At 66.3% G+C, this 13,174-nt stretch carries 12 protein-coding genes; 5 read left to right on the plus strand and 7 right to left on the minus strand.

Features of this window, described 5'->3' with window-relative positions:
* Nucleotides 1–11 precede the first annotated feature (11 nt).
* Nucleotides 12–770: an abortive infection family protein gene (locus LMA02_RS08990; RefSeq protein WP_228904395.1), complete on the minus strand. Its 759-nt coding sequence runs from the start codon at nt 768–770 to the stop codon at nt 12–14.
* 233 nt (nt 771–1,003) lie between these two features.
* Entirely contained in the window at nt 1,004–2,596 is a 1,593-nt protein-coding gene (locus tag LMA02_RS08995) for an ABC-F family ATPase (protein ID WP_228904397.1), read from the minus strand.
* 168 nt (nt 2,597–2,764) lie between these two features.
* On the opposite strand from LMA02_RS08995, the gene LMA02_RS09000 reads away from it, so the two are divergent.
* A complete protein-coding gene (locus tag LMA02_RS09000) occupies nt 2,765–3,217 on the plus strand; it encodes a lipocalin-like domain-containing protein (RefSeq protein WP_228904399.1) in 453 nt (150 codons plus the stop codon).
* 123 nt (nt 3,218–3,340) lie between these two features.
* On the opposite strand, the gene LMA02_RS09005 is transcribed toward LMA02_RS09000, so the two are convergent.
* The gene (locus LMA02_RS09005) at nt 3,341–5,614 is read right to left on the minus strand and encodes an AsmA family protein (protein WP_228904401.1); all 2,274 of its coding nucleotides are present in this window, start codon (nt 5,612–5,614) and stop codon (nt 3,341–3,343) included.
* 151 nt (nt 5,615–5,765) lie between these two features.
* Here LMA02_RS09005 and LMA02_RS09010 point away from each other — a divergent pair, with 151 nt between their 5' ends.
* Nucleotides 5,766–6,467: an ABC transporter ATP-binding protein gene (locus LMA02_RS09010; protein ID WP_228904402.1), complete on the plus strand. Its 702-nt coding sequence runs from the start codon at nt 5,766–5,768 to the stop codon at nt 6,465–6,467.
* The gene (locus tag LMA02_RS09015; RefSeq protein WP_228904403.1) at nt 6,464–7,267 is read left to right on the plus strand and encodes an ABC transporter permease; all 804 of its coding nucleotides are present in this window, start codon (nt 6,464–6,466) and stop codon (nt 7,265–7,267) included. The genes LMA02_RS09010 and LMA02_RS09015 overlap by 4 nt, the downstream gene beginning before the upstream one ends.
* A gap of 43 nt (nt 7,268–7,310) precedes the next feature.
* Here LMA02_RS09015 and LMA02_RS09020 read toward each other — a convergent pair whose 3' ends face one another.
* The 3 genes from LMA02_RS09020 to LMA02_RS09030 all read right to left on the minus strand — a co-directional run bounded on the left by LMA02_RS09020 (nt 7,311) and on the right by LMA02_RS09030 (nt 9,719).
* The gene (locus LMA02_RS09020) at nt 7,311–7,784 is read right to left on the minus strand and encodes a PliI family lysozyme inhibitor of I-type lysozyme (protein WP_228904404.1); all 474 of its coding nucleotides are present in this window, start codon (nt 7,782–7,784) and stop codon (nt 7,311–7,313) included.
* Between the two features lie 204 nt (nt 7,785–7,988).
* Nucleotides 7,989–8,540 carry a DUF6013 family protein gene (locus LMA02_RS09025; protein WP_006754360.1) on the minus strand — a complete coding sequence of 184 codons (552 nt, stop codon included), beginning with the start codon at nt 8,538–8,540 and terminating at the stop codon, nt 7,989–7,991.
* A gap of 162 nt (nt 8,541–8,702) precedes the next feature.
* Nucleotides 8,703–9,719, minus strand: coding sequence for a zinc-binding alcohol dehydrogenase family protein (locus tag LMA02_RS09030; protein WP_228904405.1), 1,017 nt, complete (start codon nt 9,717–9,719; stop codon nt 8,703–8,705).
* A gap of 123 nt (nt 9,720–9,842) precedes the next feature.
* On the opposite strand from LMA02_RS09030, the gene LMA02_RS09035 reads away from it, so the two are divergent.
* Together LMA02_RS09035 and serB are read left to right on the plus strand one after the other, a co-directional pair.
* Nucleotides 9,843–10,784 carry a LysR family transcriptional regulator gene (locus LMA02_RS09035; protein WP_228904407.1) on the plus strand — a complete coding sequence of 314 codons (942 nt, stop codon included), beginning with the start codon at nt 9,843–9,845 and terminating at the stop codon, nt 10,782–10,784.
* A gap of 233 nt (nt 10,785–11,017) precedes the next feature.
* Nucleotides 11,018–11,863 (plus strand): phosphoserine phosphatase SerB, encoded by an 846-nt coding sequence (gene serB / locus LMA02_RS09040; protein WP_228904409.1) that lies wholly within the window; start codon nt 11,018–11,020, stop codon nt 11,861–11,863.
* Nucleotides 11,864–11,943: 80 nt separating this feature from the next.
* Here serB and LMA02_RS09045 read toward each other — a convergent pair whose 3' ends face one another.
* The gene (locus LMA02_RS09045) at nt 11,944–13,125 is read right to left on the minus strand and encodes a cystathionine beta-lyase (protein ID WP_228904410.1); all 1,182 of its coding nucleotides are present in this window, start codon (nt 13,123–13,125) and stop codon (nt 11,944–11,946) included.
* Nucleotides 13,126–13,174 lie beyond the last annotated feature (49 nt).

The following is a 13,174-nucleotide window of genomic DNA, read 5'->3' on the forward strand; positions in this document are numbered from 1 at the left end:
GTACTCTTAACTTAGCCTTGGTTTAACCTTGTGTTGTTTACCAGGAACGTCTCCAAGAGGTAAAGAGCAAGGGCTCCCGAGAGATTGACCGCAAGTTCAGCATGTCTCGGAGCTGGCTTGATTGCGCGCCTTCCTGTACCGTGCGCATCGCTCAAGCGGTTCCGTAGAGCACCCAGCCCCTCAACCACTGACTGGCAACCACCAAGAATCTGTTTGAAAATACCCTCGGTATGCTGGCTAGGGGCCAGATTCAATGCTTTCGAGGTCAGACGGTAAAGCTCCGGCAATTCAGGCGATTCACCATAGCCGACCTCAAGCTCATCCAAGATGTGCTTACACGTAGATTCAAGTAGTGTGCGAGCCATCGTAATGGCCCCCTCTGGGTCCGATTCTCTCCGCTCCAGCGACTTCCGCCACGCCATCTGCAGATGCTCAGCATCAAATTTCTCAATTGCAATAGCGACCGCGTGGTCCACCGGACCCGACCCAGAGCCCTCTATTCGCTCTAATAGGGGTCTAAACTCATCCCAAATATATGAGCGCCGCTCCGCATAGGTTGGAAACTTGTGTTTGATGAACTGCCAGAACTGGCTGAGGTCCCTACATGTTCGGACAAACTTTGGAATAAGCGCCGCATGCTCCGACTGAGCCAATAGCGATGCTCGTAGCGTCACATAGTCACCGTCGTAAGCCGGGCCATTAGTAGCGTGAGATACAAGGATGTTTTGCAGCAGTTCAACTTCATCCAAACGAGACGTTGACTGACTCACTCATTCCTCCTCGCGGCAACATATGCAAACGCCCAATAGGCGTGAGCGCGCGCCCTCTGAAAGCGCGAACCCACACCGACACTCGTCAATGTGGGTTCTACATTTGCTCGCAGTCTTGCTTAGGCAAACGCCCTTCAAAGTCACTACTAGCTGATCATACGCTGTCCCAACGGGACAATTCCGTGGGACAATCCGGGACACATGAAGGGCGGTCTTGGGACAAACCAGCGGTTTTACTCCTGCCCCTGACTCGTCAGGAATTCCTCGTAATTGCCGCCGAAGTCGAACAGCGTGCCGTCCGTGCGCACTTCGATGATCCGGTTCGCCAGCCCGCTCACGAACTCGCGGTCGTGCGACACGAAGATCAGCGTGCCTTCGAACTGCTCGAGCGCGATCTGCAGCGACTCGATCGATTCCATGTCCATGTGGTTGGTCGGCTCGTCCATCAGCAGCACGTTGTGGCGGCCGAGCATCAGCTTGCCCCAGATCATGCGGCCCTTCTCGCCGCCCGACAGCACCTTCACCGACTTCTTGATGTCGTCCGACGAAAACAGCAGGCGGCCCAGCGTGCCGCGCACCATCGTCTCGTCATCGCCGTCCTTGCGGTACTGGTCGATCCAGTCCATCAGCGTGATGTCATTCGGGAACTCCTCGTACGTATCCTGCGGCATGTAGCCGACATTCGCGTTCTCGGACCACTTCACCGTGCCGTGATCGAGCGAGAGCGCGCCGAGCAGCGAACGCAGCAGCGTCGTCTTGCCCGCGCCGTTCTCGCCGATGATCGCGATGCGCTCGCCCGGCTGCACCGACAGGTTGAAGTTCTGGAAGATCGTGCGCTCGTACTTCTTCGTGATGTCTTCGGCAACCACCGCGACGTTGTGCAGCTTCTTCTCGAACTCGAAGCGGATGAACGGGTTCTGACGCGACGACGGCTTGAATTCCTCGATCTTGATCTTGTCGATCTGCTTCGCGCGGCTCGTTGCCTGGCGAGCCTTCGACTTGTTCGCCGAGAAGCGGCGCACGAAGTCCTGCAGCTCGGCCACACGTTCCTTCGCCCGCGTGTTCGCCGCAGCCTGGCGCTCGCGCGCCTGTGCCGATGCCAGCATGTAGTCGTCGTAGTTGCCCGGCCAGACCTTCAGCGTGCCGAAGTCCATGTCGGCCATGTGCGTGCACACCGAGTTCAGGAAGTGACGATCGTGCGAGATGATGATCATCGTCGAGTTGTACTCGTTGAGCGTTTGCTCGAGCCAACGGATCGAGTTGATGTCGAGGTTGTTGGTCGGTTCGTCGAGCAGCAGCACATCCGGCTTCGAGAACAGCGCCTGCGCGAGCAGCACGCGCAGCTTCCAGCCCGGCGCGACGTCGGCCATCGTGCCGGTGTGGAACTTCTCCTCGATGCCGATGCCGAGCAGCAGCGCGCCCGCGCGCGCCTCGGCGTCGTAGCCGCCGTATTCGGCGAACTTGCCTTCGAGCTCGGCCGCGTGCATGTAGTCGTCGTCGGTGGCTTCCGGGTTCGCGTAGATCGCGTCGCGCTCGGTCATCGCGGCCCACATCTCGGTGTGACCCATCATCACGACGTCGAGCACGCGCACGTCTTCATACGCGAACTGGTCCTGGCGCAGCTTGCCGAGACGCACGTTCGGCTCCAGCGCGACGTTGCCGCCGCTCGGCTCGAGGTCGCCGCCGAGGATCTTCATGAAGGTCGACTTGCCACAGCCGTTCGCGCCGATCAGACCATAGCGGTTGCCCTCGCCGAATTTGACCGAGATATTCTCGAACAAGGGCTTCGGCCCGAATTGCATCGTGATGTTGGCAGTAGAAAGCACGGCAGGTCCCGTAAGAGAGAAATCGACGGAAAACCGTGTATTTTAGCAGGTGTCGGAGAAACTGCCGACCGCACCGCTGCGGCCCCCGTGATACGGTCGTTGGCCGGTGCCGAGCTGTCCCGTCAACACGACGGCATACGCACCCTCGCCGTCACACCGGAACCCCGCATGCCAACCAGCCAGCTTCGCGATCAACTCGTCGGCGCATGGCGCCTCGTTTCGTACGAAATCCGCCCGCGCGACGGCGGCACCATCACCTACCCGCTCGGCCGCGACGCGCGCGGCTGGATCCTGTACACGCCGGACGGCTACATGTCCGCGCAGTTGATGGCGCCCGGCCGGCCCCCTTATGCGGACGGCGACCTGCAGGGCGGCAGCGCCGAGGAACGCGCCGCCGCGGCGCACGGCTACATCGCGTATTCAGGCCCTTTTAACGTCGACGACAACGGCACGCTGACCCATGAAATGGACGTGAGCCTGTATCCGAACTGGATCGGCAACGTCCAGCAGCGCGTTGTCGGTATCGACGGCGACCGGCTGCAACTCGGCACCGCCGGGCCCGTCGTCATCAGCGGCCGGCAGGTTGACGCGGTACTCGTCTGGGTGCGCGCCCGCCGCTGAGCAGCGGCCGCGGGAGACACGGCGCGACGGTGACGGAACCAAACGGAGCGACCATGCCCGGCGTGGCAACGAGCGCGGCCGGCCAGCGCGCAGCCGTGCCGCATGCCGCACCGCCGTCGCGGGTCACTTGCCGGCTTTCGCCGCTTCTTTCTGCGCCGCCTTGGCCTTCATCTGCCCGAACAGCTGCGAACACGGCACGTCGCGGTTGTTGCTCGGCGCGATCAGCGGAATCAGCGCCGCGAACGGGTTGATCAGCCCGAGCCCGACCATCGCGCCGGCGCGCAGCGCGAGCGCGCCCGCCTCGACACCGACCTTCGGGTTCTTGAACGTGCCCTTCGCATACAGCGGCGAGCGCAGCGAGAAGATCCGGAAACCCTTCGTGTGCGGATGGATCTTCAGGTCGATCGATTCGTCGCGCAGGTTGATCGGGCCGTCGACGTTGATCAGCGCATCGTCCGTATCGAGCGCGAAGACTTTCGGGTCGAGCATGCCGTCATTCGCGACGAAATCGAACGCCGCGCAATTGATGTTCACGTCGCGGGTGCCGAACAGCTTCTCGTAGACGACGTTCGCGACGTTCAGGCCCGCCGCCTCCATCAGTAGGAGGCTGATGCGGCCGTCCGTGATGAGCGCCTTCACTTCGCCGGTCGACGTCGCGGCGAGCGCGGCCGGCGAGTTGCCGGTCGCCGACAGCGACGCGTCGCCGTTGATCTCGCCGAGCGCGGTCTGCATCACCTTCTGCGTCGGGAACAGCTGCTTGAGCTTCAGGTGGCGCGCGCTCAGCGTGAAGCGGCCCTTGAGCGGCGTGCGGCTGCCGTCAAGATGCGCATTCGTCGAGAGCGTGCCGCCCGCGACGCCGAATTGCAGCGGCTCGAGCGTCAGCACGCCGTCCTGCAGCAGGATGTGCGTGTAGAGGTTGGTGATCGGCAACTGCGGGCTCTTGATCAGCTTGCGGCCGGTGAATTTCACGTCCGCGTCGATCGCGCTCCAGCGCTCGGTGCGGAACGCCGCGACCGGCAGCACGCGGTCCGGCGGCTGGCGCGTCGTGTCGCCGCGCTTCGCCTTGCTCGCGGCCGAGTCGGCGCCGATCACCGGCGCGAGGTCGGAGAACTGCAGCAGGTTCGACACGACTTCGCCCGACAGCTTCGGCCGCGGCTGACGCTGCGCCCAGGTGAGCGTGCCGCGCAGATCACTGCTGCCCACGCGGCCGTTGAAGTTCTCGTAGCGGAACGTGCTCGCGGGCGGATTGAAGTTGCCGATCAGCCGCCCTTCGGTCGCATACGGCGGCGTGTCGGGCAGCGTGATGCCGGTGAGCTGGTAGAGGTGCGACATCGACGTGCCCTGCAGCCACAACCGCAGGTCGAGCGCCGCGAGATGCCTCGGATCGGTCAGCGTGCCGACGAGCGCGAGCCGCGTATCGCCGGCCTTCACGTCGGCCTGCAGCGGGAACGGCTGCGTTGCGTTCTCGACCGCCAGCACGCCGCCCACCTTGCCTGTACCGTTGATCGGCACGTTCTTGTAGCGGCCGTCGACCTTGAGGCCGAACGCATACGTCGGCTCCGACGGCTTCGCGGGCACCGCGGCGCCGGATGCCGGCACGGCCGTCGATGCGGAGGAAACCGGCGTCGCCGCGGAAGCGGACGCCGCCCCCGATGCGGCCACCGGCGTCGACGCCGCGCTCGCGCCCTGCGCCGCCGATGCACCCGATGCGCCCTCGGCATTCGCCTTCGCGCTCAATTGCGCGGCCCCGTGCTTGCCGACGCGCTCTGCCGACGCCGCGCGCGAAGTCTGTTCCTGCTCCTTCAGCACGTCGCCGATCGGAATCGGATGACCAAGCGTATCAACGGCGATCGTGAGATCGGCCTTGGTGATCGCGTCGCGATAGACGATGGTCCCCTTCGCGAACCCGAAGCTGTCGAGCCGCAGCTTCCAGGCCGACGGCTGCCCCGATTGCTTGAACTCGAAGGTCCACGTGTTGCGGCCGTCGGCGAGCCGCTCGAGGTCGACCGCGGGATTGACGACGTCGATCGACGGAACGACGATCTGGTGCGCGAAGAGCGGGAGAATCGCGAGATCGAAGTGGGCGGCGTCGAGCGTGACGAACTTTGGGCCCTTCGCCCAATCGGGGTTGCCGATCTCGAGCTGCGTGGTCGAGAACCGCGGCCAAGGCACCCAGGCGCGCCAGCCGGTCTCGCCTTGCGGGCGTCGCCAGTCGACCTTGAGATCGCCGTTGATCGCAAACGAACGGCCAAGTGCGGTACTCACATGTTCGTTGACCCACGGTTTCGCGCGGTTCCAATCGAACGTGAAAATAAAGACGCCGGTGGCCGCGATGATCAGTGCGACGATACCGACGGTCCATGCAGCCGATTTGCCGATGGCTCGGGCTAGCGTCATGGCGGTTCCGTTGTTGTTCTGCAGAGTTTGCGCGCCATGTCGGGCCCCTCGCGTGAGTGAACGGAACACGACACCGGCGGCTTTCAATCGGTATTATGGCGCACGCTGCGGCAACGCTTCGGCGCCATTAACGCTTTTTTTCATTTGTGACATGACAGCCCCCACCGGTCTCATCGATGCGCAACAGATCACGCGCCGCGACGCCAGCCGCGGCAAGACATTGCTGACGCCGACCGACTTCAGCCTCGCCGCGGGATCGCGAATTGCTATTACCGGAGCGTCGGGTTCCGGCAAGAGCGTGCTGCTGCGCGCGCTCGCGTTGCTCGATCCGCTCGACGGCGGTCACATCCTGTGGCGCGGCAAACGCATCCGGCGCGGCGCGATTCCGGGCTACCGGCGCCGTGTTGCGTACGTGCGCCAGCGGCCCGCGCAGATGGACGGTACCGTCGAAGCGCAATTGCGCTACCCGTACTCGCTCGCGATCTATCGCGACGCGACGTTCGACCGCGCGCGCGCCGAAGCGCTCGCGGCGCGCGCGGGTCGCGGCGCCGACTTTCTCGACAAGCGTGCGAGCGAATTGTCGGGCGGCGAAGCGCAGATCGCCGCGCTGCTGCGCGTGCTGCAGCTCGACCCCGACGTACTGCTGCTCGACGAGCCGACGTCCGCGCTCGACCCCGATTCGACACGCGCGATCGAAGCGCTCGTCGGCGCCTGGTTCGACGCGGCGCCCGACGCGCGCGCGTACATGTGGATCTCGCACGATCCGGCGCAGGTCGCACGAATCGGCACGATGCGGCTCGTGATGCAGGCCGGCGTGCTGCACACCGCGCGCGCGACGCAGGCGGCGCAATGAGCCCGTCACTGCAGGACCTGAGTCTCGTCGACGTCGGTATCGCCGCCGCGCTCGTCGCGGTCAACGGCGCGATCTCGGCCGCGCTGTCGCTCGGCCTCGGGCGCAAGCTCGCGCTCGCCGCGGTGCGCACCGTCGTGCAGCTGCTCGCGATCGGCTACGTGCTCGGCTGGGTGTTCGGCCACCCGCACTGGAGCGTCGTGCTGCCGATCACCGCGCTGATGACGTTGATCGCCGGCTTGGCGGGCGCCGGTCGCGGCAAGCATGCATATCGCGGACAACGCGTCGACAGCATCGCATCGATCTGGTTCAGCAGCTGGTTCGTCGCGGCGATCGGGCTGTTCGTCGTGATCCGAATTCATCCGTGGTACGCGCCGCAATATGCGATCCCGATCCTCGGGATGATCCTCGGCAATACGCTGACGGGCGTGTCGCTCGGCGTCGAACGGATGATGGAGGAACTGACCGCGCGGCGCGACCGCGTCGAGACCGCACTCGCGCTCGGCGCAACGCGCTGGGAAGCCGCGCAGGACGCCGCGCGCCAGGCCGTGCGCGCGGGCATGCTGCCGACGCTCAACCAGATGGCCGTGGTCGGCGTCGTGAGCCTGCCGGGGATGATGACGGGCCAGGTGCTGGCCGGCCAGTCGCCGCTGCAGGCGGTGCGCTACCAGATCGTGATCATGTTCCTGATCGCCGCGGCGTCCGCGCTCGGTACCGTCGGCGCGGTGCTGATGACGTATCGCCGGCTGTTCTCGGCCGACCACCGCTTTCTCGCGTCGCGGCTCGAGGAGCGCGCGCAGTGACGCGCGCATGCCGCCACGCACGCGGCCTTCGCGCGGCGGGCGGTCAGCGGGCGGCGCGGCGTTTTCCGAGGGCCTGACGCAACGCGGCCGTCACGTCGGCGTCGGGCGCAAGCCCGTCCACCGACGCGACGAGCCGCACCGCGCGCGGCGTCGTCACATAGGCCTGTGCACCGACATAACCGCCGCTGCCGGCCGAGCGCGTCGTGACGACGAGCGCCTGCGGCGCACGTGCGCCGAGATCGGCCGTGAACGCATCGGCGACGGTGCCGTCGCGCGCATGCAGCACGCCCGTCACGTAGTCGTCCGTATCGAAGCCGGGCGCGGCATGCGCGGTCGAATACACGCGCACCGCATAGCTGCCCGCCGAGCACGGTTCGAGCGCGCCGCTCGACACGACGGCCGTCTGCTGTCGTGACGGCAGCTCGACTTTTTTCGCGAAGCTGCAATCGTCGGCCGCCTGCGCATGGGCGGCGACGAACGCAGCGGCCGACAGCAGCGCGCGCATGCGATGTTTCATGGAATGTCGTTCGGGCAAGAAGGTGGCGGATGCCGCGAGGATAGCGTGACACCGGCATGACGTCACGCACGCCCGGCTCGACGAAGTCGATCATCAAACGATGAAAAGCCCGAAGCCGCGCGCCACGAAACCGTCACGCGCGGCTCGGCAACGCATCGCGATTGGTTGCGCGCGCACCGGACACCGCCGGCCCGCGCGCAGCGCTCAGCGCTTGATCGACACCGTCACCCTGGTGCCGTCGCTCATCGTGACGGACTTCGAACCGCCATTGGTCGAAATCGACACCCACTTGACCTGGCTCACCGACACGACGTCCGGGCATTGCAGCGACTTGCCGCCCGCGCTCGCGTTGCGCGTGCCTTTCGGCGCGGCCGCCTGGAAGCTCATCTGCACGTTCGCGATCCCCTTCGCGTCGACCGACGGCGCGAGCCGCACCTGGGTCTGGCGCACCATCGCGCCGTTCGCGTCGCGCGGCAGGTTGTCGGCGTTCGGACAACCGTCCGGCATCGCGACCGCGCCGCTCGGCGGCACCGACTTCCAGTTGAAGTCGTCCGTTTCGCCCGAGCGAATCTTGCGGGTCTCCTGCGTATTGCCGAAGGTCTTCGAGTCGACCTTGACGGTGTATTCGAGCTGCCCTGTCCCGCCGCCCTTCAGGCTGCCCTTGACCGGCGGCGCCGCGAATACGCTCGCGCTGACGCACGCCGCCGCGAACACGGCCGACCACGATGCGGCGACTGACAAGCTGCGTTGGCTCATGCTGACCTCCTTGTAATGCGGCGGCACGCGCGTGCCGCGCGGTTTTCGATGCATGATGCGTTGCCAGTCTACCGCCAAGCGGCATGCAATGCGCCGCAAACGCATCGGGTGTTACCCCGCTTGCGTTCGCGACGCTGCGCCCCTCTTACGCGCGACGCCGGCTCAGAAGCCGCTCAGCACCAGCTTGCCGATCGCGCGGCCGGCCTCGAGCAGCTGGTGCGCGCGCCGCACGTTCGCCGCGTTGATCGTGCCGAGCTGTTCGCCGACGGTCGTGCGCAGCGTGCCGCCGTCGACGAGCCGGGCGACCTCGCTCAGGATCTTGTGCTGCTCGATCATGTCCGGCGTCTCGAACATCGCGCGCGTGAACATGAATTCCCAGTGAAACGCCGCGCTCTTCGCCTTCAGCAGTTCGACCGGCACCGGCTTGCCGTTCTCGACGATCGTGCAAATGCCGCCCTGCGGCCGGATGACTTCCGCCGCGGCCGGGAAATGACGGTCCGTATCGTTGAAGATCAGCACGTAGTCGACGTCCGGATGGCCGATGTCACGCAACTGCGCGGGCAGGTCGCCGAAATGATCGACCACGTCGTCCGCGCCGAGCGAGCGCACCCATTCGGCCGACGCCGGACGCGACGCGGTCGCGATCACGCGCAGCTTGGCGAGCGTCTTCGCGAGCTGGATCGCGATCGACCCCACCCCGCCCGCGCCGCCGATGATCAGCACCGACTTGCCCGCGTCCGCGCCCTGCGGCGACACGCGCAGCCGGTCGAACAGCGCCTCCCACGCGGTCAGCGCGGTGAGCGGCAACGCGGCCGACGCCGCGAAATCGAGCGTGCGCGGCTTGCGTGCGGCGATCCGCTCGTCGACCGCGTGGAATTCGCTGTTCGCGCCGGGGCGCGTGATGCTGCCCGCATAGAACACCTCGTCGCCGGGCCGAAACAGCGTGACCTCGGCACCGACCGCGACGACCGTGCCGGCCGCATCCCAGCCGAGCACGCGCGGCACCGCCTCGACCTGCGCCTTCGGCGCGCGCACCTTGGTGTCGACCGGGTTCACGGAAATCGCCTCGACCTTCACAAGCAGGTCGCGCGGGCCCGGCACCGGTTGCGGCAGTTCCACGTCGAGCAGTGCCTGCGGGTCGTCGATCGGCAGGTAACGGGTCAGTCCAACGGCTTTCATCACGAAACTCCTTCAGGGAAATCGGGCGGGCCGCGGCGCAGCCCCATGCATGCCATCGTAGGCCGCCCGATCTTTCGCGAAAACCGCTATATTTCCTGAAACATTTTCAGGAATTTCAGAATAATGAGGTCCGATCCGATTCCGGCCCCGGACAAGCCGCTCGACCTGCTCGACGTCGGCCTGTTCGTGCGCGCCGCGCTGCTCGCGAACGTGACGGCGGCCGGGCGCGAGTTCGGCGTGTCGGCCGCGGTCGCCAGCGCGCGCATCGCGCAGCTCGAGCGCCAGCTCGGGGCGCGATTGCTGCACCGCACCACCCGCCGCATCAGCCTCACGCAGGACGGCGAAGTCTTCATGGCCCGGGCCGAAGCGCTGCTGTCGGCCGCCGACGCCGCGCGGGCGTCGGTCGGCCACGGCCGCAGCGAGCCGTACGGACGGCTGAAAGTGTCGATGTCGTCGTCGTTCGGCCGCCAGCACGTCGCGCCCGTGATTCCCGCGTTCCTGCGCCGCTACCCGTCCGTGTCGCTGGACCTGCGGCTCTCCGACGAAATCGTCGATCTCGTCGACGACGGCTACGACGTCGCGATCCGCCTCGGCGCGCTGAAGGATTCGACGCTGGTCGCGCGCAAGCTCGCCGCGAACCGGCGCGTGCTGTGCTGCTCGCCCGCGTATCTCGCCGAACACGGGACGCCGCGCCATCCGGCCGACCTCGCGCAGCACGAATGCGTGATCCTCGGCGACCAGCGCGACTGGTCGTTCGTCACGCCGCAGGGCCCGCTCACCGTGCGGGTCGGCGGCCGACTCGTCGCGAGCAACGGCGAGGCGATCCGCGAAGCGCTCGTCGACGGCTTCGGCATCGCGATCAAGTCGACCTGGGACGTCGGCCCGCTGCTCGCGAACGGCACGCTCGTCACCGTGCTCGACGATTACCCGTTCGCGCAGGACGTCGCGATCTGGGCCGTCTATCCGAGCCGCGCGCACGTGCCGCTGAAGACGCTTGCGTTCATCGCGTTCCTGGCCGAACACTTCGGCGATCCGCCTTACTGGGATCGCGCGGACGCACGCTGAACGCCATCCTGTGGGCGGTGCTGGAGGCAGCGCCGGCCGGCCATCCGCGGCAATCCGGCCGCGACCGGATAGCAACTGGATACCAACCGGATACCTGTCGGATAGCTATCGGATACCAACCGGCTACAATGGCGCGTCCGCGGCGCAGCGGCCCGACGCCGGACAGGGCCCGCGTTCGCAGGCGGCCGCATGCCGGCCGCGCACGCGTTTCATTCGCTTTCAATCATTCCGCCATGACCCACAACCTCGTCATCCAGAGTCTCGCGCCGCTGTCGGACGCGCATCACAAACCGCTGCTCGCGCTGTCGCGCGGCGCCCGCATCGTGCAGACCCACGATCACGCGCTGCGCATCGAAAACGCGAACCCTGCGCAGCGTCTCGACATCGACGCGTACTGCGGCACGCATGCGCTCGACTTCGGCTTCGTCGAAGCCGGCCGCACGCTCGGCGACTTCGGGCTCGCCGTGATGGACATGGATTCGACGCTGATCACGATCGAATGCATCGACGAGATCGCCGATTTCTGCGGGCTGAAGACGCAGGTCGCGGAGATCACCGAAGCGGCGATGCGCGGCGAGATCCGCGACTTCAACGAAAGCCTCACACGCCGCGTCGCGCTGCTCGCGGGGCTCGACGCGCAGGCGCTCGAGCGCGTGTACGAGGAACGGCTGCAGCTGTCGCCGGGCGCGGAGACAATGCTCGCCGGCGTGAAGGCCGCGGGCCTGAAGACGCTGCTCGTGTCGGGCGGCTTCACGTTCTTCACCGAGCGCCTGAAGGCACGTCTCGGCCTCGACTACGCGTATGCGAACACGCTCGAGATCGTCGACGGCAAGCTGACCGGCAAGGTGCTCGGCGAGATCGTCAACGCGGACGTGAAGGCGCGCCTGCTGAGCGAGACCTGTGCATCGCTCGGCATCGAGCCGAGCCGCGCGATTGCAATGGGCGACGGGTCGAACGACATGAAGATGATGGCCGAAGCCGGGCTGTCGATCGCGTTCCACGCGAAGCCCGTCGTGCGCGGTGCGGCCACCGTCGCATTCGACCATGTCGGTCTCGACGGGCTGCTGCGGCTGTTCTGATCGCGCAAGCCGCCAATGAAAAACGCCGGCGCGATGTTGCATCGCGCCGGCGTTGTGTTTTTTTCGCTGCGGTTTCGTTATCAGCCGAGCGTAGCCTGCATCGCGCGCTCGATGTCCGCGCGCAGGTCGGCTTCGTCCTCGAGACCGACGTAGAAGCGCACCAGCGTGCCGCGATGCGGCCAGTCCGCACGCATCGACGCCACGTCGTAAGGCATCGCGAGGCTGCACGCGCCGCCCCAGCTCCAGCCGATCGCGAACAGTTCGAGCGCCTCGACGAAACGATCGATCTGCTCGCTGCTGTAGCGTTCGTCGAATATCACCGAGAACAGCCCGCCCGCGCCGGTGAAGTCGCGCACGAACGACGCGTGTCCCGGACAATCGGCCAACTGCGGATGCAGCACGGCCGCGATCTCCGGCCGCGCCTTCAGCCACTGCGCGAGCGCGAGCGCGCTCTTGCTGTGTGCATCGAAGCGCACCTGCATGCTCGGCAGGCTGCGCAGCACGAGCGAGCAATCGTCGACCGAAACGCCGATCCCGCAGCGCATCCGCGCGAGCTTCAGTTGCGCGTGCAGTTCGGCGTTCGCGGTGATCGTCGCGCCCATCAGCACGTCGCTGCCGCCCGATTGATACTTGGTCAGCGCCTGCACCGAGATGTCGACGCCCTGCTCGAACGGCTTGAACGCGAGCCCGGCCGAATACGTGTTGTCGATCGCGGTGACGATGCCGCGCGCCTGCGCGACCGTCGTAATCGCGCGCACGTCGGGCACTTCCATCGTCACCGAGCCCGGCGCCTCGATCCAGATCAACCGCGTGTTCGGCTGGATCAGGTCGGCAATCCCGGCGCCGACGAGCGGATCGTAGAAGCGTGCGGTGATGCCGAAATCCTTCGCGAGCCAGTTGCCGAAATCGGCGTTCGGCCCGTAGACGTTGTGCGGGATCAGCACGTCGTCACCCGCCTTCACGATCCCGAAATAGACGTTCATGATCGCCGCGAGGCCCGACGGCTGCAGCAGCGCATGCGTGCCGCCCTCGATGTCGGCAAGCCGCTGCGCGAGCGCCAGCGACGTCGGGGTCGCGTGCAGGCCGTAGCGCCATTGGTTGTCGTTGTGCCAGACCAGCGCGCGCATCGTCGCGAGATCGGGGAACACGACCGTCGACGCACGCGCAACCGGCGGCACGAACGAACGGAAGCCTTCCGGAATGACGTCGTCGGGTTGAACGATGCGGGTCTGGAGTGCGCGCTTCGGAGTGGATGCAGTCATGGCAGGAGGCCGGGGGAAAGGCCGTTCGGTTGCGGAATGTGTCGCTAGA

The organism is Burkholderia sp. B21-005 (assembly GCF_020843965.1).
GTDB lineage: Bacteria > Pseudomonadota > Gammaproteobacteria > Burkholderiales > Burkholderiaceae > Burkholderia > Burkholderia ambifaria.